Origin of the sequence: Psychrobacter sp. TB55-MNA-CIBAN-0194, assembly GCF_040309505.1 — a bacterium.
GTDB classification, from domain to species: domain Bacteria; phylum Pseudomonadota; class Gammaproteobacteria; order Pseudomonadales; family Moraxellaceae; genus Psychrobacter; species Psychrobacter fozii.
The window spans coordinates 204,095-229,208 of sequence record NZ_JBEOOW010000005.1; the positions used below are offsets into that span (position 1 = coordinate 204,095).

Genomic DNA, 25,114 nt, shown 5'->3' on the forward strand with positions numbered 1-25,114 from the left:
TTAGTTTGTAGTACTGGCGGTCTCAACGACTGGCTGATTACCATCATTGTTATTAACGATATTAATAGCCGTATCGGACTCGTTAGTGATACTAGCGACAGATGGTCGAGTGTTATCAAATAACACTTGTTCGAACGCAGGCAATGCTGTTTCCATGAGACTACCAATGACCATCTGCGGCTCTGATGGCTCAAAGCCCATCAAGCTTTCACGTTCACTAACACGCAATCTCGCGTCTTTAAATGCTGTCTCAAAACTGGTGTTACTTCGCAGACTCTCAGCAAAAAATGCTTGCCCAAAGTAAGTCATCTCTGCTGTATTGGTACAGCCAAATGAAGCTTTATCAGCAGCAGAGGCGGTAATCACCACAGTGGTTGGAGATGCTAAATCATCGATAAATGAGCCTGAATAACAAGCAGATACTACAATTACACGCCAGCGAATACCTGACGCATCTAGTGCCTCACGTAGCCAAGCGGCATCTAAATTATCCATCTCAATCGGTGGATTTGCCAGTTGTACGATGTCCTCGTTGCCATGTGAAGATAGCGTGAGGAATAACACATCTTCGTCGGCATTCATCTGCTGACCGATTCTTTTTAGACCACGCAAGATACTCGTCTTGGTAGCGATTGGCTCATCCATCCAGCTATAGGTGTTGTTAATCAATGAGAGTGAGTGCCCGCTGGTGCCAAAACGCACATCGAACAGCTCACGTACCTTATTAATTTCAGAACGGAAAACGTTTTGATCAGAGAAGCCTGCAACGCCCATAAAATACCAGTCAGTCTTACCTGACGTACTTGGATCAATGCTATTTAATGCTTGCTGTAATAAACGTGGCTGCTCATATAATGCAGCTTCTTCTAAAACAGGCTCTACAGGAATCTGCTTAAATATCGGTTGGTCAGCGACATTACGCTGCCAAATCGTGAGAAGTGCAACAGCACCTACCAGTACGATCACCCGCTCCCACCACGGTATACGCAAGCGATGGAAGAAAATCCACATCAACGCTAACGTCTGCCATAAGAACAGCACTAAAAATAAGACGGGTAAAAATGAATAACTCCAATTGGGCAACCAACCATAGCTACTCAAGTATTGCACCAAGCTCTGTAATAGCGCTGACAATGTATCAGCAACCAACCACAACACCACGGGCACAAAAACCAGCGCTTGATTACCAGCACGCCGTGCCAGAATAATGCCGCTCAATAGGATAATCATCGGCCAAATTAGATAACTGACCAACCCTTGCTCATTAAAGATACTGCCACTTTCGGCAGCCAACCAAGAAAACAATACATTGCTACCGAGTGCTAATAGTGCAAACACAGCAAACTGTATAAAAGTGGGTTTGACCCAAGAAAACGCACGCGTCGACCCTACCAGCATCCATAAGGTTGCAATAATATTGGCAGCGAAGTTGAGCGAAAAGCGCTGAAGAGATACGGTTTTTAACGACGCAAGTGACAAAGACTTAGACCTCTAGCCAGCCGAGAAAATAAAGTGAGTCAATGATAAGTATAGTCGGGGTAATTTAGAGTTAATACAAGGCAACCGAGTATAAATAGTACAGCTGTACCACACACAAGATTGGCACCGTATCAATCTACCAATACTTTGACTATATTTTGATATGTTAGCCATTTAATGCCATTAATTTACATTTTTGCATGGCATATAAATATCAATTTTATATTTAATTCACTATGAAATGATTATAAGCGGCATTAAATACTGACTAATAGTTTAGCTCGCTAATCTATCGCGATTGTAACGGATTGTCGGTCAAGAGGATAAGGCTGATTTGTAAAATTTGCTAATATTTGAGCTGAAAAACAAATAAAAAAGAGGCCTTGCGTACAAGACCTCTTTTTTTTAAATATCAGTCATTATCTCATCAATAACTCATTAACACGTTTTAGATAAGCGGCTGGATCTTCTAATTGACCGCCATCTGCTAATAACGCTTGATCAAAAATCACTTGTGCCAAATCATCAAACTGTTCGCTGCTCTCAAGCTTCTTAATCAATGGATGATCAGGGTTTACTTCAAGCGTTGGCTTGCTCTCTGGTACGTCCTGTCCCATCTGTTTAAGCATCTGAATCATCTGCGGTGACAGCTCGCCTTCACCCACAACCAAACAAGCTGGGCTATCAACCAAACGAGTAGACACTTTAACGTCTTTAGCACGCTCGCTTAGAGCTGCTTTGAGCTTATCGACTACTGGCTTTAAGGTTTCTTCTGCTTTTGACGCTTCCGCTTTCTCTGCTTCATCTTGCAAGTCGCCTAAATCTACTGCGCCTTTCGCGATGTTTTGCAGCGGTGTCTCATCAAATGAGGTTAAGAAGTTCATCGCCCACTCATCGACACGACTGGTCATCAAAATAACTTCGATGCCTTTCTTTTTGAACAGCTCAAGTTGCGGACTATTTTTTGCCGCAGCCAAATTATCAGCCGTTAGATAATAGATGGCTTTTTGACCTTCTTTCATACGGCCTTTATAATCTTCAAAGCTGGTCTTTAGACCATCTTGCGTGCTGGTGGCATAACGAAGCAATTTGGCAATACGTTCTTGATTGCCCATGTCTTCGCCAAGACCTTCTTTGATAACATCACCAAACTCTGCGTAGAACTGCGCAAACTTTTCTTGCTTATCGCTGTCTTCGCTATTGCCCAAACTTGCCAATGTCGTCAAGATACGACGCGCGTTACCATCGCGGATAGACTTCACATCACGTGACTCTTGTAACAGCTCACGGCTGACGTTCAGTGGCAAGTCTGCTGAATCGATAACCCCTTTGACAAAGCGCAGATACATCGGTAGCAGCTGCTCTGCTTCATCCATAATGAAAACACGTTTGACGTATAACTTGAGGCCATGTTGCTGCTCTCGAGTGTACAAATCTGCTGGTGCTTTTGTAGGAATATACAAAAGCTGCGTGTACTGAACACGGCCTTCTACACGGTTATGTGTCCACGTAAGCGGCGCATCCATGTCATATGAGATGTTTTTATAAAAATCAACATACTCATCATCTTCAATCTCAGATGCTGAACGTGTCCATAGTGCACTGGCCTTGTTAATGGTTTCCCATTCGTCAGTCAATACCATCTCGCCACCAGCAGGTGCGTCGTCGTTCTCATCTTCTTTTACGTCTTCTTGCCAGATCTCTTTACGCATCTGAATCGGCAAGCTGATATGGTCAGAGTATTTATTCACCAGGCGCTTGATTTTGCCACGATCTAAATAGCTGTCTTCACCTTCAGAGTACTCTTCTTTTAAATGCAAAGTGATGGCAGTACCGCGTGCGGCTTTGGTGATAGGCTCAACTGTGAAGCTACCTGTACCATCTGATACCCAGCGTACGCCTGTATCCGCAGGCTCGCCCGCTTTACGTGATTCAACACTGATGGTATCCGCCACGATAAAGCCTGAGTAAAAACCAACCCCAAACTGTCCGATTAGTTGACCTTCTTGCTTTTGCGATTCAGAAAGCTTGTCCAAAAATGCTTTGGTACCTGACTTGGCAATCGTACCTAAGTTTTCGATAGCATCCGCTTCATTCATACCAATACCATTATCGGTAAAAGTAATGGTTTTAGCGTCTTCATCGACAGCGATGCGAATTTTTAACTCGCCATCATCTTCGTAAAGGCTGTCATCATTGGTACCTTCAAAACGCAATTTGTCACAAGCATCAGAGGCATTAGATACTAGCTCACGAACAAAGATGTCAGCGTTAGAATACAGTGAATGCGTCACTAAATGCAGCAACTGCGCCACTTCCGCTTCAAACGTATGTTTTTTTAATTCTGGATTCAGACCTTCAGCTTGAGTTGCTTCACTCATAAAAACTCCTTTAAATTCTATGAAAGACCTATTATAAGATAACGATAAACTTGCCAGAGCTGACCTACTAATACTAGAAAACCTGCTGTGTGCAATATCGTTAAACTGTCTATACTAATAGGGGCATAGCAGAAAATTTCAAGCGTAAAAAGGTTATTCAATAAAAAACACCGCCTTAGTTTCCTAAAGCGGTGTTTTCAGATAGTACTTATTGTTGCTCAGTACTCATAAAAGCTTTCTTTAAATAGTAAACAACTCAAGTTGCACAGCTTATTCTGAATAAGCTTCTAGCAATATACCCAAAATAGTAGTGAGTTTTTTTGAAAAACGATTGTTCTTTTTCATAGTAACCTTCAGTGCAGTAATATTGTCTTGGTAGACACCATTACAACCGATTACTATGATTTTGTAAAACCTATTAAATATATATTTTTATTTTGTTTTTTAAAACAATAAAAATCATTGAACGTTTAGCGCGGCATCGGACGAATCGTTAAAATTTGCTCACTGCGACCAAATGGCCCTTGTATGTCATGCAACACAGCACTGGTCAGCCCTATCCCATCATCGCCGTATTGCTGCACAGCTTCAATACCGAGCCAGCGGCCTTGTGGTATACGATGCATATGAATTTGCAAATCAGTGTTTGGAAACATCCATTCTAATTTTGACAACCCAAGACCGAGTCGCGGTACGACACCATTGGCAGTATCGACCATACCTAGCAAATGCACCATATCATCGGTCGGTTCTCCTTCGATCATTTCCATATCATTGGTAATCCACACCATCCCTTTACCAGGGCGACGGTCAGGTTCCGCAACTAGGCGTACGCTTTCGATAAAACCACCCGGCCAGCCTTTCATATCGTCCCAAACTGGCAAATTTTCAGGTTTATGTTTGGCTTTTTGGTCTTCAAGCCCTGCTATAGGACTGGTATCTTGCGTCAAGAGTCGCCACGCTCGTGCAATGATGGCATCGCGACCGCGACTGCTCATCACTGCCTCAACCAGCTCAATGGTCTTGCCCGGACGAATACAACGCGTGGTAATGGTAAAATCATCGAGCGGTATTAACCCTAAGATATCGAGACTAATACGGGCAATACGGGTACCTGCTTGCGGTGCATACCCTTTTAGTTCAGCAGTAAGCAAGCCTGTCGCTGGTGCCATATGTTGCTCATGCTCATTCCAAGCACCTTGTGCATGCTTGGTTGGCTGATAATATGCCACGCTAACGCCATCATCCTGCTGTTCTCGTTTGATAAACTTATAATAAGCGGTCATAACTGTCCTATGTTTTGCTTTTTATTCTATTGAGTAAGCTCTTGCTTTCTCAGCATGAGAATATTACGAGCTTTTCTTATAAAAAATAATAAAAAAATCATCAGCACAACAAGTGCTGCATAAAAAAATGTTTTTTCTGACATAAATTTCATCATGTTCATAAACAACACAAATGCTACTACCACAGTCACCAGCATATTAATTTTTAATTGCTTATTAACTTCAGCGAGAGTGGCAGTCGCTAGTACAAACTTATTGTTTTGCTTGTTCATTCTACTGTGCTCATAGTAGGTAGTTTTTAGTAGTAGATAGTTTTTAGTCGATAATTTTCATAGTAACTGATTTTACGCTACTTACCGACTTGGGTAATCGGAATACGTAGCGCTTTAGGCAAGCTAAATATCACGTTTTCCTCAATACCTGATAACTCGCTAGGCAGGTCGCCACCCCAGTCTTGTAGCTGCTGAAGTACTTCTTGAATCAATACTTCAGGCGCTGACGCACCAGCAGTCACCCCAATACTCTGCACACCTTCTAACCAGCTTTTATCCATTTCACTGGCATTATCAATTAAGTAAGCGCGGCAATTCATACGCTCTGCTAATTCACGCAGACGGTTAGAGTTTGATGAATTTGGTGAGCCGACGACTAAGACCACCTCACAGCGACTGGCTAAGTCTTTTACCGCATCTTGGCGGTTTTGGGTGGCATAGCAGATATCATCTTTACGTGGGCCTTGGATACTAGGGAACTTCTCACGTAACGCATCGATAACGCGTGCCGTGTCATCCATGGATAAAGTGGTTTGAGTGACGAATGCTAAACGCTCAGGATCTTGTACCGTCAAGGCTGCGACATCGCTTTCATCCTCAACCAAATGAATATGACCACCATGGCGACGGTTAAAGCGTCCCATCGTGCCTTCCACTTCAGGGTGTCCGGCATGACCAATCAATACTGCGTCCATTCCATCTTGTGCAAACTTAGCGACTTCAATGTGTACCTTGGTCACTAGCGGACAAGTGGCATCAAACACCGTTAAATCACGGCGCTCCGCTTCATCTTCCACCGCTTTTGACACGCCATGAGCGGAGAAGATAACGATAGAGCCATCTGGAACTTCGTGAAGCTCTTCAACGAATACTGCACCGCGATTGGCTAAATCAGAAACGACAAATTTGTTGTGTACCACCTCGTGGCGAACATAAATGGGTGGCTCAAAACGCGTCAATGCTTCGTTCACAATCGCAATCGCGCGATCCACACCAGCACAAAATCCACGTGGATTGGCAAGATAAATTTGCATAAGAAGGCCTATCATTAGATAATTTATAGTTAAGGCTTATTTTAAAAGCTTCAATTCAAATATTGGGATGAATTCATTCTGCTACTTTAGCATAATTTGCTTTTATTGCTCTTGAAAATAGCATGTACTAATAGCAATAAGTGATACAACTCACTGATATAACAGTAGTGTCTGGACAAGAGTGGCTTTAATTAAAATAAAAGCCACAAAAGCAGTTTATAATGACTTACTTCACATAGCTTCTATCGCCTTGTATGATGACGATTTTTATTTTTACCAGTCTTTAATTGTTTATCAGAACACACTCCATTAGGACAAATTGTATGACAGGTTCATTATTTATTATTACCGCCGCCTCTGGTACTGGCAAAACTTCACTGGTTAAGCAGTTACTTGCCACCACTAACGACTTAACGGTCAGTGTGTCACACACAACTCGCACACCGCGTCCTGGCGAGATTGATGGTCATCATTATCATTTTACCGACGTGGATAGTTTCTTGGCAGATATCAATGAAAATAAGTTTTTAGAACACGCAGAAGTATTTGGTAACTATTATGGGACGTCAGAGCAAAGCGTGCGTACGCAGCTAGAGGCAGGCGTTGATGTCATCTTAGAGATTGATTGGCAAGGCGCATTGCAAGTCAAAAAAATATTTACTGAAGCGACGATGGTTTTTATCTTGCCGCCCAGTATCGCTACCTTACGTCAGCGCTTATCGACTCGTGCACAAGATAGTGTGGAAGTTATCGAGCAACGTTTGGCAGGGTCAGTGAATGAGATGTCGCAGTATGTGAACGCCGACTTTGTTATCATTAATGACAACTTTGAAGTCGCATTGACTGAGCTAAAGGCGATTATCGTGGCAGATAGACAGACACTTGCTCGCCAGCAGCAGCGTTATCATCGCACGATTAGTAACCTGCTCAACAGCAACGTAGACGTATAAATCAAGCACTGATAACTGCCTAGTAGCGCATAAATTAAGTAGCGACAAACAGATACGCAAAAAGCAACTACGCGACTGGGCAAAAAATGCTATAATGTCTAGCTATTCCCCTTTTATATTTTTGATATTATTTTTATTGAGTAGCGGTAAAGTCCGAGACTAATAAAAACAACCGAGGTAGCTATTTATGGCACGAGTGACGATTGAAGATTGTTTGGATAATGTTGATAATCGCTTTGAACTAATTTTAGTAGCAAGTAAGCGCGCACGTCAATTGGCCAAAGGTCTCGCTGAGCCTATGGTTGATGTCGATAACGACAAGCCTACTGTATTGGCATTACGTGAAATTGCCGCTGGTAAAATCACTCGCGATATTCTGAATCAACCAGAGCATAATTTTGCGACCAGCTCGCTAGATTTAGCACTGTCAGGCGATCATAGTTTTTAGTAAACTGATTGCTAAAATAAGTATGTAGCCACTATATACTTATAATAGAAACCACAGCTTATGCTGTGGTTTTTTGATTATAAATTATAACGATAGCCACTAAACTGTTTTAACCCCTATTTATACGTCAAAACCTACCATTGGGTTATAATTTTTAATTTTTTATAGCGCCGACTCGCTTAGCAGTTGACATTGAATGTGATTTGCGATTAATTAGAGGATGGGCTACCCATTTTTATCTTTTTCTCAAGATTTTTATAGTATTCACTCAGTCACCATTTACCTCGACAGACAATCAGGCAAATAGGTAATGGAAAATAGGATCGTTACTTTATGAGTCAAACCTTACCCAAACTCAGTCATCACCTAGTCGATGACGCTCAATATAATTTGCTGCGCTCAGTAGGTTATATCACTGCCGCTGAACGCCGTGATATTGTTGATGCCTGTGAGTTCGGTGATATTGCGCACATTAAAGACAAGCGCAAATCAGGGGAACCTTATATCACCCACCCGATTGCGGTCGCTGAGATACTGGCTGGTTTTCGATTGGACCGAGATACCGTTATCGCCGCCATTTTGCATGATACGGTCGAAGATACTGATGTGAGCTATGAGCAAGTTGAACAGCGCTATGGCATCGTGGTGGCAAGACTGGTTGATGGTGTGACCAAGCTAAAATCCTCTTCGCATAATAAGCAACAAAATAAAGCTGCGACCTTTCATAAGATTTTGACCGCCACACTTGCTGATCCACGCGTGTTGATTATTAAGCTTGCCGACCGCTTGCACAATATGTCTACGCTTGATGCGGTACGTCCTGAAAAGCAACGCACGACGGCACAAGAAACCCTAGATTTTTATGTGCCATTTGCACGGCTCATGGGTCTCAATGATATTGCTGATTATATCGAGGTACTGTGTTATCGCAATCTTGACTCTGATATGTATAACAAGATCTCTGATAAGCTACTACAACACGGTCTTGGGCGTAACTTCCAGAGAGAAGCCATTCATCGCTATTTAAGTATAGTACTCAATAACTTAGATCTGAATGGACTGGTTACCGTTCTAGACAATCGAGTAGTGATATACCGACAATTTTTCCGAAACCGCGGCGAGATTAATGCGCTACTACGTCATTATGCGTTTGAGATTATTCTCGATAATATCGAAGCCTGTGACAAACTCGCTTATTATCTGATTAAAAAATACCAAATTGACGATACCCATATTGCGGATAATATTCGTCGGCCTCTACCGGGCGGCAATCAATCGCTCACGCTTATCTATGAGCGCGATAACGATGTGGTCAAAGTCACTATTTTGACCAAGCAAATGCAAAGTGCCGCTAGACTCGGGGTCATCGGTGCAGAACATGCCTCCGATGTCAGTCAATCAGTCATTCAAGCATCACTGCGCAATATGAAGGACTTGGTCGATGAAGACAATTTAAATGCACACAGTCCTGATTTTGCAGCAGCAGTCGCTACGATTAATGAGCTGATGGATTATCTGCACTCCAGTAAAATCATCTGCTATAGCCCGAAAGGTCGTGCTTATGAACTCCCACAAGGGGCAACGGCATTAGACTTTGCTTATGCTGTCGGACCCATGGTTGGTAACGTGGCCGTTGGAGCCAATATCGAGGGCAAAGCTGCCAAACTTGGCACCGTGGTAAAAAATGGACAGCTGGTTGAAATCGAAGTCAACAGTCACTCAGAGCCGAAAGCAGAATGGCTTGGGTTTGTGGTCACCAACAAAGCCCGTGAAGAGATTTTGCGTTGGTTTAAAGACTTATCTGCCGCAGACAAGCAGCATCATGGTCAGCAAGCATTAGATAGAGCCCTTAGAACCTACCAAAAAAGTCTGGATGACTTGACTGAAAGTGACTGGAAAAACCTCACTGAATGGCGTGGATTAACAGAAAAAGATGCGCTATTTGAACAAATAAGCTCTGGCACACTACTACCGCAACTTGTAGTGACCCGCTTATTCAGCGATGAAGTTCATGATTTGCAAGCTCGAGAGCATAGCGATGACATGACTCAGCCACAACAGCTGATAGTAAATGCCTCTGGAGTTGAGCTCGATTTTGCCAACTGTTGTCATCCTATCTATGGCGATCCTATCGTTGGCCATTTATCGCGTCACGGTTTAGTAGTGCATCGACACAAATGCTTCTCTTTGGACGACATCCGTAAAGACAACCCTTATCAAGTGATTCAGCTACGTTGGCGCAATGATAAAGCGGTCAAACAAGGCGATCCAGATGAATACAATATTAAAAACACTGGCAAAATTCGCTTCCCTGCTTATTTGAAGCTCTCCGTTGCTCTCAGCGACGAACAAATAACTGAAGTCATTTATCATTTGCGCCAACTAAACATGGGTATCGAAACCGTTGATGTCCGTAATAGTGATACCATCATCCATATCATTGTACGTAGTCGCAATCATTTAGCACAAGGCATTCGAGAGCTGCGCTCATTACTTGGCTTTCCTAATATCATACGCCTATATCAATTATAATATAGTCAATTGATATAAATCAGATACGGCATCAAGCTCGCTCAACATAATATTTGTAGTACCTGCACTAGCCTTTGTTATTTATAAGACCTTTATTATTTATAAGAATAGTGTCTGAGTTGTTTTTAAGTCGTATATAAGTCATCTTGAATGGGTCATCAGAGCGATGACTTATCGTTAAAACTTGCTTAAAAAAGCGTTGAATATTTTATTCATCAATTTTAGAAAACTCTCAAATAATGATAAACTGTTTTACTTGATTTTTAGCACTTAAAATTAAAGCCTATCATCATTTATACTGAAATCTACGAAATGATGATACGCCACTATTACCCAAACCAAAAAAGCATAAAAAGGACATAATATGACTCGTCAAACTATCCAAACTGATAAAGCACCTGCCGCTGTTGGTACTTACTCACAAGCCGTAAAAGTCGGCAACACTGTCTATATTTCAGGTCAGTTAGGTTTCGATCCTGATACGATGGAGTTAAGAGAAGGTTTTAAAGCGCAAGCAGAGCAAGTATTTGAAAATATCAAAGCCATCTGTGAAGCTGCTGGCGGCAGTTTGAATGACGTGGTTAAATTCAACGTGTCGTTAACTGATTTGAGTGATTTTGCTGTTCTAAACGAAGTATTCGTTGCCAATTTAAGCGAACCATACCCTGCCCGTGCAGCGGTTCAAGTAGCAGCATTACCTAAAGGTGGCGTGGTTGAGATTGAGTCTATTCTATATATTGACTAATTTTGACAGTGACTAATTTTAATGGTGACTCTGCTTAAATAAAATATTGTATATTGAACCATCATAAGCTTAGCATCATGCTAAGCTTATTAGTCTCTGGCTCTTTTTTTCACCTCAATCTCATCAAACTGCGAAGCCTTTTATGTTGGTACAAGTTGCTCTGCCCGTGCCCCTTTATCGGGTATTTGACTATAGCCTACTAGCGAATGTGCATGCTTTGCCAAATGCAACCCCCACATCCATACCGCCTATTGGTAGCCGCGTCGAGGTATCTTTCGGTCGTCAAACTCTAATCGGTATTGTCATTGCTCATATCTCCGAAGCTGATAGTAGCGTGCCACTCAATAAGCTCAAACCTATCAATAAATGCCTGGATGCTGAGCCTATTCTAGATGATCGTATGCTAAAGCTCGCTTCTTGGCTGTCGCGTTATTATCACTACCCCCTCGGCGACGTGTTAGCAGTCATCTTACCAACCCTCGTTCGTCAGGGTAAGCCGTTAGATCTGCTGATTACGCACTGGCGAATTCTGCCCCATATCACTGACGATGACTTTCATACCAATGCAAAAAAGCAGAAACAGCAATTTGATATGCTCAAGCTGCATGGCGAGCGCGGCGCAAGTGAAGATGTGCTGTTATTAGAAGGTATGCAAAGAGCATTCTTAAAAACGCTGGAAGAAAAAGGACTTATCGAGCGCTATATTGAGCCAAAACAAGCACCTGCGCCTGTCAAACTTGCAAAAATGCCACTTGATCTCAACGATGAGCAAAAGCTTGCTGTTGAAGCCATCGTCGCTGCTCATGAATCTGGATGCTATACAGGATTTTTATTAAACGGTATTACTGGTAGCGGTAAGACTGAAGTCTATCTACAAGCGATGCAGGCAGTATTAGAAGCTGGCAAGCAAGTCTTAATTTTGGTGCCCGAGATTGGATTAACACCGCAGACTCGTGCACGATTCGCCAGTCGCTTTGCCGCTCATATTGTTTTGCTACATTCAGGGATGAACAATACCCATCGCTTACAAGGATGGCAAGACTGTCGCACCGGTCATGCACAAATCATCATTGGTACACGCTCATCAGTACTATATCCCTTTGCTAATTTAGGGTTAATTGTCGTTGATGAGGCACATGATGGTTCCTACAAACAGCAAGACACACTGCGTTATCATGCCGCTGACGTTGCATTATATCGCGGGCTACAAGCCAATATTCCAGTTGTGCTAGGTACTGCCACTCCTTCTCTTGAACATCTAAAATTGGTCGATGACGGCAAACTCGTAGAGTGTCAACTGCTCACTCGTCCTGGTAATGCAAAGCCTGCCACCATGCAACTCATCGATGCCCGCCTGCAAAGCACACATCAGCAAGCACAAGACGATGGCGCGCGCTACGATACAGGTTTAACGGATGCCTTAATTGGGGCAATACGAAAAACACTAGAAGCTGGCAATCAAGTATTAATATTCTTAAACCGTCGTGGCTATGCGCCTGTTTTATTATGCGAGGCTTGCGGTTGGCAGGCCGACTGTCCGCGCTGTGATGCTCATTTAACGGTTCATTATAATAGCCAGTCTCAACATAACACTTACGTCAGCAACTCTTATTTAAAATGTCACCATTGCGACTGGCAATCCTATATTCCTACTATATGTCCTGATTGTGGTAGTCAAAATTTAGATGCCAAAGGTATGGGAACCACGAGGCTCAGCGAAAACCTGCATGCTATTTTTGCCAATCCGCAAACCAGTAAAGAGCTGTACCCCATTATTCAGATAGACCGTGATACCACAAGACGTAAAGACAGCTGGGAAAACATCTACCAGCGTATCAACGAAGGCACTCCTGCTATATTAGTCGGCACGCAAATGGTCGCAAAAGGTCATCACTTCCCTAATGTCACACTCGTCTGTTTGCCTAACGCTGATCGTGGCTTTTTATCAGCAGATTTTCGCTCACCTGAGCACACTGCACAGCTTATGATTCAGGTGGCTGGGCGCGCTGGACGCGGTGATAAATCTGGGCAAGTACTGATTCAAACTCTACAACCAGATAATGAGCTATTATTGAAGCTGGTGAAGGATGGGTATTTGTCATTTGCGCGCGAACTACTACAAGAGCGTAAAATGATGGGGTTGCCGCCTCATACTCATGCTGCATTGATACGCTGTGAAGGTAAGACACTTGCCGCCACCACGCAAGCGCTCAAAGATGCTATTAGCATTTTACCAAATGCACATAATCTGGCCGTGCTTGGTCCTATCGATGCACCGATGAGTAAAAAGAACAGTCGTTACCATGCGCAACTCCTGCTCTTAGCCAAAGATAGACGGCAATTACACCATGTACTAAATCAATGGTGGGAGCCAGTTCTTGCCTTGCCAAATGCAAAGTATCTCAAGCTTACCTTGGACATTGACCCAGTTGGTTGGTAACCTAAATATCTTAAGTACCTATCGCCTCGCTACACTATGTAGAGCCAACATTGACGATCGAATTCAATGTCAGAGAATTTGAGGGTTGTTATGACTATAGAAGATTCAAAGGCTAATGCAATCCATGATACGCATCAGAGTGCTGCTGATACGCATGAACATCAGCACGATGAGCAAAACTCTCATGATTCACACTTAGAGCAGTCAACCTCACCGCAAGATACCAAAGGCTATCAGCGCACATTACTATTTAGCTTCATTATCATCACTGGCTACATGTTCATTGAAGCCATTGGTGGCTGGCTCACTGGCAGTTTAGCGCTATTATCTGATGCAGGTCATATGCTCAGCGATGCAGTCGCACTTGGTGCCACCTTAATGGCATTCAAAATTGGCGAAAGAGCAGCCACTCATCAAAAGACTTTTGGCTATAAACGCTTTGAGATATTGGTCGCGACCGTCAATGGCGCTACGCTCATTATTATTGCGTTAATGATTTTTTATGAAGCACTTAAACGCTTTAACGCTCCCCCTGACATTGCTACTCAGGGCATGCTCATCATCGCGACTATCGGTATGCTTGTGAATATTTTGGTCGCATGGCTAATGCACCGAGGTAGCCATAATGGAGAAGCACATGGTCATGGCCACGATGGCAATAACTCCGAAGCGCTAAACAATATAGCTGATACGAAAGAACCCGTTAACCTTAATATGCAAAGTGCATACTTACATGTATTGAGTGATTTGATGGGATCAGTGGCTGCAATTATTGCAGCGCTATTGATGATGAGTTTTGGTTGGGTGTGGGCAGATGCGATAGCGTCAATCATTGTTGCCGTCTTGATTCTCTTTAGTGGTTATCGCGTTGTTCGTGATTCTATACATATCTTAATGGAAGGTACGCCAGCAGGGATATCACTAATCACGGTTGAGGAAACATTAGTTGCCCATCCACAGGTACAGAAAGTCCATGATCTGCATGTTTGGAGTATTACCAGTGGTCTCAATGCCTTGTCTTGCCATGTTGTCGTCGATGGCGAGATGAACATTCACGAATCAAGCCTATTAATTGCCAATCTAGAACAACGCTTGCTCACGCTTGGCATACATCACGCTACCATCCAGGTCGAAAGCTCATCGCACCTACAGACTAAACCACATAGCGATGCGTTGGTCTGTGACATCTCCGAACAAGCAACTGATAGCAATAGTCACATCGGGCATAACCATTGACTATGAGCCACTTATAATAAGTAGATGAATATAAAATAAGTAAATGTTAACAAATAAAAAATCTCAAATTCATGTCACCCTAGTTTCTATCAATGTAATAGCATGTCACAAATAATGAAAAATTGAGTCTCGTTGCCATATTTTTAATAGAAATTCTGTATACTTAAGACTTAAAAAACTTATTCACGATCTATTGAAGATATACCATTATGTCTAGACGCTCAGCACCCTTTGTCGCCCCTGACTATATCGATGATCCCACTTCAAAAGACGGCAAAAAACACGCCAAAGTTTTGCTATCAACGCTGCAAGAAGATATTGCGAGCTTTCGTGATGAGCAATTTCCACCTGATATTTTGCGTCAAATTCGTGACATGCCTATTTATGAAGGTAACTTGGCAGAAGTCCAAGCCTACCAACAACACTGGCAAACGATACTTGAGCGCGCGATGGCGTTTTACCCTGCAGCCAATCTACCGCCCGACTATCTACCACTACCAGCCAGCCTTGAGATTCCACAGTTTATCTATCATGTTCAACGTCTACATTTAACCAAGACTCGTGCCAAAGAATCCAAAAGCTTTGGTTCAGTGGGTGCGCTGACTGATAAATGCGGTGATTATAGTGCTGATGAAATTGCACGAATGTCGGCAGTATTCGATAACGATGATGAGGCACGTTTGGTTGCGCACCGTGAGTTTATTGATCTACGCGCTTATGTGTTTTGCCGTGATAATAAAGGTGAGATGCTAGAGCCCGAACGGGTACGCTTTTATCGTACTGGACTCATCGTCCATGCTTTACCCGATTTTAAAATAGTTGATAGCAGGCAGACTCCACGTAAGCGCCGTAATGACGCTTATAACAATCCGCTTGCCGATAATGGCATTTGGAAGATTTACCGTAAAAAATAACCTACGTTGACGCTATATTATTTTCACTATAGCCACTTTATATTGTTTGTCTTATTACTCCATCTTAAGGATCTCAGATGCTTGCTGCCGCCGCCGGCTCACCAAATTTAATGTTACAAGCTACAATCTTCTTAGGAGCAGCACTGCTCTTTGTACCCCTTGGTAAACGATTTGGTATTGCGACGGTCTTAGGTTATCTCATCACAGGTCTGATATTAGGCCCCAGTGGCCTAGATGTAGCGGGCGACGCTGAGAGCTTATTACACTTTTCTGAGTTTGGCGTGGTGATGCTGCTATTCATCATTGGTCTTGAGCTTCAGCCTTCACGACTATGGGCATTACGGCGCTCCATATTTGTACTCGGTGGCTTGCAAGTCGGCCTGACCGGCACACTATTAATGCTGCTCTTACATCATTTCTTCTCCTTACAATTGGATACTGCTTTTATCGTAGGCTTTGGCCTTGCACTATCTTCTACTGCATTTGTATTACAGATATTGACTGAAAAACAGCAGCTTGCGAGTACCCATGGTCGAGAAGCTTTTACGATCTTATTATTCCAAGATATTGCCGTTATTCCTTTACTCGCCGTCATTCCATTTTTATCAGGGGTGCGCGAGCAAAGCTATGATTTGATTTATTTTGGTAAGGTATTTGCCGTATTTGCAGGTCTCATTTTTGCCAGTCGCTATGTGGTTCGACCATTTTTTAAATTTGTGGCGTCAAGTGGCGCATCAGAGTTACTAACTGCAGTTGCCCTATTTATCGTGATGGGTGTGTCTATTTTGATGGGACAAATCGGTCTATCGATGGCATTAGGTGCATTCCTAACTGGTGTATTGCTAGCGGATTCAGAGTATCGCCATGAGTTAGAAGCCAGTATTGAGCCCTTCAAAGGGCTGCTGTTAGGCTTGTTCTTTATGTCCGTTGGGATGCTGACCGACGTCAAGCTTATATTAGCCGAGCCTATCTTTATCATCGGTTGTGCGATGGCCTTAATGTTTATCAAATTTGGTGTCATTACAGCAATTGCAAAAGTACTAGGAAATCGCTGGCCAACCAGTCTTAGACTCGGTGTGACTCTCGCTCAAGGTGGTGAATTTGCCTTCGTACTATTTAGTGTCGCTACCGCACAGAACGTCCTGCGACCTGAGCTTGCCAATACACTAAACCTTGTTGTAACAATCTCTATGGCACTCACGCCATTGGCATTTTTACTATTAGAAAAGATAGGTGAGCCCTTATTTGCTAAGAGCAAACCAAGCCGTGAATACGATTCCATTCCAGACCATGAGCATCAGGTAATCATTGCCGGATTTGGCCGTGTTGGTCAGATTATCGGTCGTGTGTTGCGCATGCACAATATTGAATTCACCGCCATCGAGCGCTCTGCAAATCGCGTAGATTTTGTCCGAAAATTCGGTAACCAAGTTTACTATGGTGATCCCAAAAACCCCGAAATCTTACGCGCCGCCGGTATCAAAAAAGCACGTGTATTCATTCTCGCTATTGATGACTTAGAGCGCTCCATCACGACCGCTCAATATTTGCGTAAAAACTATCCAGACGTGATTGTCCTAGCGCGAGCACGCGATCGTCAGCATTACTACCGCCTACGTGAAGTGGGTGTTCGTCATATCTGGCGTGAGACTTATTTGTCGTCGTTGGATATGTCACGTGAGTCGCTACAGCTGCTCGGTATCTCACCAGAAAAAGCGCGTGAGACGGTGCAAACTTTCCGTGATTATGATGATGATTTGATTGAACGTCAGCAAGCCATTTATGATGATGAAGCCAGTATGATTGAATCTGCACAATCAGCAATGGCAGAGCTTGAAAGCTTATTTGATGAAGACATTGGTAAAGCACGCAAAATGGATTTGACTGACTTTTATGAAGCGCTAAAGAGCCAAGCGACGCCAGTCGATGAAAAAGACGATATCGTCACAGACACTAAAAAATAATAGCGTAACGCTCTATTCAGGCAAGCAACTTTGTGGCGCTTGCCGTTTATTTAGCGACGTCATACAGTTCCAACTATCGCTGTCTGGCACATGATAAAAAACCAGTGTCTGATCATTCAAATAACGTATCGGAAACTTGATGTTCTGAATCGTTGCAATCACCGCACAGTCAGTTTCTGCTACCTCAGCAGCAGTGGTATCAATGTCGATACTTACTTGCTCTGTTGCCGTATTCAAGGACGAATTAGTTGGGCACTGTCCTGTTTGCTGATAAAGTAATGCCACACGATTTTGTGTCGTTTTGACCGTATCATAGGCATCAAACACCACTTCATTTGCTTGTGGCTTGGCAATAATCGGTAAAAACTGCACCTTAATCACCATTAGAGCAAATGCAAACAATCCAAACCCCAAGCCTAGTCCAAACAGGCTCACGCCACCTTCCCTCTGCAAGTGAGCCTTCTGCGCGTTCTCATCTCGCTGATAGTCCTCCACAACATCGGCAATTTCACGGCGCGCCATACGGTAATAGTAAGCGTCCGTCCAACGTGCAACCATAGATGACCAAAACAGCCAGATTACTGCAGCAATACCTATACGCGTAGCCATCTGATAAGCATCAGGAATATAGGACATTGCTACAAATTCAAAGGCAACCAACACCAATGCTACATTTAGCTGGATGAACGACCATCCTGCCACACTGTATACAATGGCATCCATATAGCGCTTGCGATAGAGTAGCCAAGGAAAAGTCACAAAAAATGCGGCCCAGTGCCATTTTGGTGACAGATAACCTTGCTCATCAAACTGCTCAAAGCGCTTGAGATAATAGTGCTGACTACGATGACTAATAAACCACTTATCCAACTGTTTACGCTTCGCAGTAGTCAGCTGATCCTGATAAAACGGAGGCGGCGAATCTGTCTCGATAAATAGCATAGTGAGGTGCCCTATTTACTATAAAGAAAAGTTTAAATTAATCAGGGTCTGTTGAACATTCAAATATTAGGGCTGCTGATTGCTAAAATTGCACCAAACTAGGCGCAAGCCGACGATAATGTCCAGACCTTAGCTAGGCTTGTAACAACGTTTGGGGTAATTTTAGCATCAGCCTTTCAGGGTAGTACTCTTTTTTGCCAATATATGGCGAAATTATTTAACCTAGAACGACTAGGCATCAAAAATTTCACTGCGTATTGTCTAAAAAATAGTGACTGCCAGCACCACATTTGAATGTTCAACAGACCCTATGCAGGTTATATGATAACGCCAAAACCGCTGTACAGAATAGTAAGTGACCGATAAATATAGTTGATTCAATGTAAAAGAAGTATAAGGCAGCCAAGTACGAATATATCTGCAAAACGTCAAACGAGATTAACGCTTTGATTCTTTCATGATAGATTGAGCATAAGCGTATTAAAAAAGCATTGTCCGTTCACAGCTGTATAGATTTCACTTATAATAAGCGTACATCACCCATTTTATTAAGTCTTGTCAATCCTATGAGTCAACATCCTGATATTAACGATAACATCGATAGTACGAGTACTACTGATGAGCCAAACACCCTTAGCACCAGCACTGAAAGCAATATCGATACTGACATTGATGACAGTGTCGGTAATGAGATAGCGCCTGAAGAAAGCAAACACATTCGTATCGTCAATACGTTTATGAAACGACGTACACACATGAATAAAAATGCCGAACTGGCCCTGACCGCTCCAGAATTTGCTGATTATTTGGTCAATAACAGTTTCGGTGATGGTGATTTAGAAGGTATCAACAATCTACGCACACTATTCGCTGATAGCCCTAATGGTAGTGAAGCGCCACTTACGGTAGAGATTGGTTTTGGATTGGGTGTTTCATTTATTGAAATGGCAGCAGCAGAGCCTAGCCGCAACTTTGTTGGCGTCGAAGTGCATGAGCCTGGTATTGGTAAATGTGCTTATATGGCAGGCACAGAAGGCTTAAAAAACGTCAAAATCATCAACGGCGATGCTATTCAGTTGCTCAAGCAATTACCAGAAAATCATGTCGACCGTATCCAACTTTACTTCCCTGATCCATGGCAAAAGAAGCGTCACTACAAGCGTCGCTTTGTCAGTGCTGAACGTATGGCCATCGTCACTCGCAGCTTAAAACAAGGTGGCTGGTTCCATACGGCGACTGACTGGGAGCATTATGCATTTTGGATGGTTGAGGTATTAGATGGTTTTGCAGGGTTAACCAATCAAGCGGGTGCGGGTAACTTTACGGATCGTCCTGACTTTCGTCCAATGACCAAGTTTGAACGTCGCGGCCTAGAACGTGGGCATGGCGTATGGGATTTAATCTATATCAAAGAGTAATACCGATAACGTATTTGTGATAGATCTAAAAAAGCGGCTAATATATTTAGCCGCTTTTTTTGCTTTACAACTGACCAGTTACTGGTTTTCAGATTAATTCTTGATAAATCATCAGCTGTAAGCCTTATTTTAGGAGCTTTCACTACTTTTATAAAAAAAACTTATAAAATATTAATACGTGAAACATAGCCATTAGCATGGGGTTTATGGCTAAATATATATTTTGACAATTGTGACAATAGTATTAATTCTTGATTATTCTATATCAATAATCTACGCAAACATCGATGCTATAAGGGTTTGGTGAGTTCTCCCCATAAGCTGTGGATAACCCTGTGTATAAGTCGCCACTTGACAAGAATTTCCCTAGACAACTTAAAGGGTAAGGTAAAATCGTTCATTTTTTGTACAATTAAAAAAAACTTATAAATCAAACACTTAGACTGATATGACAACTACTTGAAATTATTTTTAATATTTTCAAAATAAAATTTTATCGTTAGCGATGTTTCACAATTCGTGAATTTCTAGGCTTTATCTACTGTGGACAACCTTTAAGCCTATTGACAAACAGTACCATTATATTGTCCAAAATAATAGTTCCTATTTTCATTATTTTAGGCAACCCATCAGCTGTATATCATGCGACAGTTAATGTCGTCTATCGTCACTCGACCCACTAAATGGCCTTTGCAATTTGTTATAATCACTCTACCAAATCAATAGTACTCAAGAGAAAATGTTCGTGACATACAGGCACAGTAAGGCTTAATGGCGATACCAACAGATGCTAATTATGAACTTATTTTTGCTTATCTCACGATTTGATTTTACTGTATAGTAAGGTGACCTAATAAACATTACTGTCTATTTCATCGAGATGACAACCTATTTATCCTAGGTAGATGCTGAACGCTTCTTCCTATCTAAGTGGCAACCCGCCCTATTGAGCCACTACTTTCTATCGTACAAATATATTACGCATAACACCGAAATTGATAGTTTTACATTAATGATTGAAAATAAGGAATCTAGTATGGACGACAATAAAGCCAAAGCACTTAAAGCAGCACTCGGTCAGATTGAGAAGCAGTTTGGTAAGAACACCATCATGCATTTAGGCGATGACGCAGCCATCATGGATGTCGATGTGGTCTCAACAGGCTCATTAGGCCTAGATATTGCCCTTGGCATTGGTGGTCTACCAAAAGGCCGTATCGTTGAAATTTATGGCCCAGAGAGCTCAGGTAAAACGACCATGACCCTGCAAGCCATTGCAGAGTGCCAAAAGCAAGGTGGTACTTGTGCCTTTATCGATGCTGAGCACGCGCTTGACCCTGTCTATGCTCGCAAACTGGGTGTAAACACGGACGAGCTATTGCTATCTCAGCCTGATAATGGCGAGCAAGCACTTGAAATCACTGATATGTTGGTTCGTTCAGGGGCCATCGACATGATCGTTATTGACTCAGTTGCAGCCTTGACGCCGCGTGCTGAGATTGAAGGCGAGATGGGCGACTCACATATGGGCCTGCAAGCACGTCTCATGAGCCAAGCACTACGTAAGATTACAGGTAATGCCAAACGCTCTAACTGTATGGTGGTCTTTATTAACCAAATCCGTATGAAAATCGGCGTTATGTTTGGTAGCCCTGAGACCACAACTGGTGGTAACGCGTTGAAGTTCTACGCCTCTGTACGTATGGACATTCGCCGTATTGGCGCAGTTAAAAATGGTGATGAAATCATCGGTAACCAAACCCGTGTGAAAGTCATCAAAAATAAAATGGCACCACCATTCCGCCAAGCCGAATTTGAAATCACTTACGGCGAAGGTACTAATCACTTAGCCGAAGTCATTGATTTGGGCGTTGAGATTGGTGCGGTTGGTAAAGCAGGCTCTTGGTATAGCTATGGCGACGAAAAAATCGGTCAAGGTAAAGCCAATTCTGTATTATTCTTAAAAGAGAATCCTGTGATTGCTCAAGAAATCGAAGATAAGATTCGCGACGAAAAACTTGGATCAAAAAAGAGTGCCAAAGATAAAAAGACTGACGAAGCCAAAGAAAAACCAGGCGCTGAACCTGTACAATAACGGAACGATCAATAACTGTTATCAATTATCATGATTTATTATGAAAATTAAAACCTTAGCTGAGATACTCGCTGAATCGGACACCGATTCAGCGAGTTCTCCTAATGCCCAACCAAAAAAACATACTAAGCACACATATAAAGATGAGCCGCACAAACCTCGTAAAAATGGCAAGCGACCTACCTATTCAAATAAAAATAACGCTATAGCCAATGACTCGTTAATTAGTGATTCTACTGCTGACATAGACTCGAGCGACCCACTCTTCTCTTCCTCTATCAATCAAAAAACATCCAAACCTAAAAAGCGTCAGAAACGTGAAAAACGCTTCCATCCAGCGGCTAACTTTAGCCCTGAACCTAGTGATGTGCCTACTTATCTGCCACCTGAAGCGCAAAGTATCAAAGAGATGCTAGCAGAGGTTAAGCACAGCGTTCATGGAGATGAGATAGATAATAGCTTAGCAACAGATACTGGTCGTAGCACTGATCCGTCTTTGAGAAAATCAAAAAATAAAACTGAGCTTTCGACTCCTGATGATAACGACATAGACAATCAAAACGATAATATACCAGCTGCTCTCAAAGCTTATTTGCGTACACCTGAACAGAAACAAGCAGAGATCGATGCGATTAAAGCCGAAAGCCGCTTACGTTGGTTGGCATTTTATTATTTGTCGCGCCGTGAATATGGCAAATCTGAGCTCAAGCAAAAACTCATCGATAAGGAACAAGATCCAGAGAAAGTTGATGCGCTCCTTGATGAATTCGAGGAGAAAGGCTATCAAAGCGATTACCGCACTACTCTGATGCTAATACGTGAAAATATTCGTAAAGGCCGTGGACGCGGTCGTATTAAGCAAGAATTTTATCGTAAGAAAATTGCTATGCCTGGTAATATCGATGAGCTGATTGATATGGCCAATACTGAGTCAGAGGAATTTAGCGAATTTGTAGATGACAATGATGACAACTTGGTCGATGGCGTAGACTGGCTGAAATTGGCTGTGACAACACGTACTAAAAAATACGGTGATGACATACCTGTTGAGCAAAAAGACAAAGCCAAGCAGTTGCGATTTTTACAATATAGAGGATTCAATACTGATATATGTTTTGCCGCGCTCAACTATACGCTGGACACGTTAGATGAGCGTTTTTAGCCAACACTCACCTATATATTGACTAGGGCGTGTCTTCAATTCAATCGATATTCATCTAAATGGGCTAAAAATGGCTAAATCTTGCCAAACTACGTCAAGTAGTACAAGGCAACCGAGTGTAGATGTATATTAAATACTTCAAGCGAAGTTAACGCTGTAATAATTTTATAGTGGAATGACTATAGATTTAGATGGCTTATTAATAATAGCCAAGTACTTTCCACCAAATCAAACCAGCACCTATCCAAATAACTAAGTTCACCACACTCATAATCGCACCAATGCTCCACCACTCTTTCAACGTCACATAGCCAGAGTTGAAAATTACAGGGGCTGTACCAGTCGCATAATGGGTCAACGTCATCATGATATTACCCGCTGCAGCCAAGATTAAGGCATATAACATCGGCGGCGCGCCTAGTGTCAGGCCAACCGCATAAAATGCTGCAAATAGTGCGGTAATATGGGCGGTAGTACTAGCGAAAAAATAGTGTATATATAAATAGACTAAGGTCAGAATTGTCACTGCGCCTATCCAACCTACCCCAGTCGTTCCAATAAGAGACTCAATATTGCCCGCGAACCAGCTAATCAAACCAAGCTTGTTCAGATAAGCGGCCATCATAATCAGTGCACCGAACCAAACAATGGTGTCCCATGCAGACTTCTCTTTTAGAATGTCATCCCACGTCAATACACCAGTCAATATCAATGTCGTCAAGCCAATAAAGGCGGTTGTGGTGGCATCAACGCTATACTGCTCACCCAAAATTAACGCAGGAATATTAGCCCACAATACCAACATAAGACCAAATACACCGAGCATTATCTTTTCGTGGGTGCTGATTTGGCCCATTTCTGTTAGATTATCTTTTGCGAATTTTTTGGCATCAGGTGTTGCTTTGACATCAGGAGGATAAATCAGGTAAATAACTAATGGCATGACGATCAGACACAGCATACCAGGGATAAACATCGCCACTGCCCATGTCGTCCACGACAGCTGAATATCACCACCAGTCGCTTTATTCACCAGCTCTACGACTAAAGGGTTGGGCGCAGTAGCAGTGATAAACATACCAGAAGTAATAGGGTTGGCGTGATAATTCACCATCGCTAAATAGCGACCAATTTTATTTTGAGTACCTTCTTCTGGCGTCGAATGAAAGCTTTGTGCAATGGATTTCATAATAGGATGAATAATACCGCCACCACGTGCCGTATTAGACGGTGTGATGGGTGCGACCATCAGCTCAGCAGCAGCTAAGGAATAAGCAACGCCAATGGTTTTTTTACCAAAGATAGAGATGAAGTAATAAGCGATACGGCGACCTAAGCCTGTCTTTATCAACCCACGCGATATCATAACCGCAATACCAATTAGCCAAATCAATGGGCTTGAATAGCTTGACAAGGCATCGCTAATGGCTTGCTTTGGACTATCACTTGTGACGCCTGTCAACGCAACTAAAGTCACGGCAATAATAGCAATGGCGCCAATAGGTAATGCCTTTCCTATAATGGCAACAATGGTCGCGATGAATAGTGCCAGCATATGCCACGCTTCTGGTGTGACACCCGTCGGCACTGGGATGACAAACCAAATTATCAAACCAACTAAAATAGCGATAGCCGCTTGAACAGGCTTAAATGGCATAAATAATAATCCTTATAAAATTATTGAACGAACAAATGGATATACCTTTCATTCAATACTCTTAGTGTGACAGGTATTACCGTCATCACTTAAGTTATCATCTTAACTATTTTATAAGATTTATAGAATTCTTACGTTATTGTTTACTGTTTTTAACAT

At 42.5% G+C, this 25,114-nt stretch carries 18 protein-coding genes; 11 read left to right on the top strand and 7 right to left on the bottom strand.

Annotated features, from left to right (window positions below; translation table 11 throughout):
* The 5 genes from AAEY75_RS08045 to ispH form a co-directional block, all read right to left on the bottom strand.
* Entirely contained in the window at window positions 1-1,479 is a 1,479-nt protein-coding gene (locus tag AAEY75_RS08045; protein WP_197216572.1) for a C13 family peptidase, read from the bottom strand.
* Window positions 1,480-1,898: 419 nt separating this feature from the next.
* Complete coding sequence (htpG, locus tag AAEY75_RS08050; protein WP_197216570.1) at window positions 1,899-3,860, bottom strand: molecular chaperone HtpG; 1,962 nt, start codon at window positions 3,858-3,860, stop codon at window positions 1,899-1,901.
* A gap of 470 nt (window positions 3,861-4,330) precedes the next feature.
* Window positions 4,331-5,146, bottom strand: coding sequence for a thioesterase family protein (locus AAEY75_RS08055; protein WP_197216568.1), 816 nt, complete (start codon window positions 5,144-5,146; stop codon window positions 4,331-4,333).
* Window positions 5,147-5,172: 26 nt separating this feature from the next.
* Window positions 5,173-5,418, bottom strand: coding sequence for a hypothetical protein (locus AAEY75_RS08060; RefSeq protein ID WP_110923271.1), 246 nt, complete (start codon window positions 5,416-5,418; stop codon window positions 5,173-5,175).
* Between the two features lie 77 nt (window positions 5,419-5,495).
* Window positions 5,496-6,452 (bottom strand): 4-hydroxy-3-methylbut-2-enyl diphosphate reductase, encoded by a 957-nt coding sequence (ispH, locus tag AAEY75_RS08065; RefSeq protein ID WP_197216566.1) that lies wholly within the window; start codon window positions 6,450-6,452, stop codon window positions 5,496-5,498.
* Between the two features lie 323 nt (window positions 6,453-6,775).
* Between ispH and gmk the strand changes: the two genes are divergently transcribed.
* From gmk to AAEY75_RS08105, 8 genes are all read left to right on the top strand, one after another.
* Window positions 6,776-7,402, top strand: a complete 627-nt coding sequence (gmk, locus tag AAEY75_RS08070; protein ID WP_352259320.1) for a guanylate kinase — start codon at window positions 6,776-6,778, stop codon at window positions 7,400-7,402.
* Window positions 7,403-7,589: 187 nt separating this feature from the next.
* A complete protein-coding gene (gene rpoZ / locus AAEY75_RS08075; RefSeq protein WP_110923274.1) occupies window positions 7,590-7,850 on the top strand; it encodes a DNA-directed RNA polymerase subunit omega in 261 nt (86 codons plus the stop codon).
* A 333-nt stretch (window positions 7,851-8,183) separates the two neighbouring features.
* The gene (locus tag AAEY75_RS08080) at window positions 8,184-10,382 is read left to right on the top strand and encodes a RelA/SpoT family protein (RefSeq protein WP_352259321.1); all 2,199 of its coding nucleotides are present in this window, start codon (window positions 8,184-8,186) and stop codon (window positions 10,380-10,382) included.
* A 364-nt stretch (window positions 10,383-10,746) separates the two neighbouring features.
* Window positions 10,747-11,127, top strand: coding sequence for a RidA family protein (locus AAEY75_RS08085; protein WP_110923276.1), 381 nt, complete (start codon window positions 10,747-10,749; stop codon window positions 11,125-11,127).
* A 142-nt stretch (window positions 11,128-11,269) separates the two neighbouring features.
* On the top strand, window positions 11,270-13,567 hold the full coding sequence (locus tag AAEY75_RS08090) for a primosomal protein N' (protein WP_352259322.1): 2,298 nt from the start codon (window positions 11,270-11,272) through the stop codon (window positions 13,565-13,567).
* A 90-nt stretch (window positions 13,568-13,657) separates the two neighbouring features.
* A complete protein-coding gene (locus AAEY75_RS08095) occupies window positions 13,658-14,803 on the top strand; it encodes a cation diffusion facilitator family transporter (protein WP_352259323.1) in 1,146 nt (381 codons plus the stop codon).
* 209 nt (window positions 14,804-15,012) lie between these two features.
* Window positions 15,013-15,717, top strand: coding sequence for a hypothetical protein (locus AAEY75_RS08100; RefSeq protein ID WP_197101593.1), 705 nt, complete (start codon window positions 15,013-15,015; stop codon window positions 15,715-15,717).
* A gap of 77 nt (window positions 15,718-15,794) precedes the next feature.
* Window positions 15,795-17,681, top strand: a complete 1,887-nt coding sequence (locus AAEY75_RS08105; RefSeq protein WP_352259324.1) for a monovalent cation:proton antiporter-2 (CPA2) family protein — start codon at window positions 15,795-15,797, stop codon at window positions 17,679-17,681.
* Between the two features lie 12 nt (window positions 17,682-17,693).
* Here the strand turns inward: AAEY75_RS08105 and AAEY75_RS08110 are convergent, their stop codons facing one another.
* Entirely contained in the window at window positions 17,694-18,623 is a 930-nt protein-coding gene (locus AAEY75_RS08110; protein ID WP_352259325.1) for a DUF2628 domain-containing protein, read from the bottom strand.
* Window positions 18,624-19,189: 566 nt separating this feature from the next.
* On the opposite strand from AAEY75_RS08110, the gene trmB reads away from it, so the two are divergent.
* The 3 genes from trmB to AAEY75_RS08125 all read left to right on the top strand — a co-directional run bounded on the left by trmB (window position 19,190) and on the right by AAEY75_RS08125 (window position 23,298).
* A complete protein-coding gene (trmB, locus tag AAEY75_RS08115) occupies window positions 19,190-20,041 on the top strand; it encodes a tRNA (guanosine(46)-N7)-methyltransferase TrmB (RefSeq protein ID WP_197216558.1) in 852 nt (283 codons plus the stop codon).
* 1,036 nt (window positions 20,042-21,077) lie between these two features.
* Complete coding sequence (gene recA, locus AAEY75_RS08120) at window positions 21,078-22,136, top strand: recombinase RecA (RefSeq protein WP_110923283.1); 1,059 nt, start codon at window positions 21,078-21,080, stop codon at window positions 22,134-22,136.
* 40 nt (window positions 22,137-22,176) lie between these two features.
* Window positions 22,177-23,298 (top strand): regulatory protein RecX, encoded by a 1,122-nt coding sequence (locus AAEY75_RS08125; RefSeq protein WP_197216556.1) that lies wholly within the window; start codon window positions 22,177-22,179, stop codon window positions 23,296-23,298.
* 199 nt (window positions 23,299-23,497) lie between these two features.
* Here AAEY75_RS08125 and AAEY75_RS08130 read toward each other — a convergent pair whose 3' ends face one another.
* On the bottom strand, window positions 23,498-24,955 hold the full coding sequence (locus tag AAEY75_RS08130; protein WP_110923285.1) for an anion permease: 1,458 nt from the start codon (window positions 24,953-24,955) through the stop codon (window positions 23,498-23,500).
* Window positions 24,956-25,114: the final 159 nt, after the last annotated feature.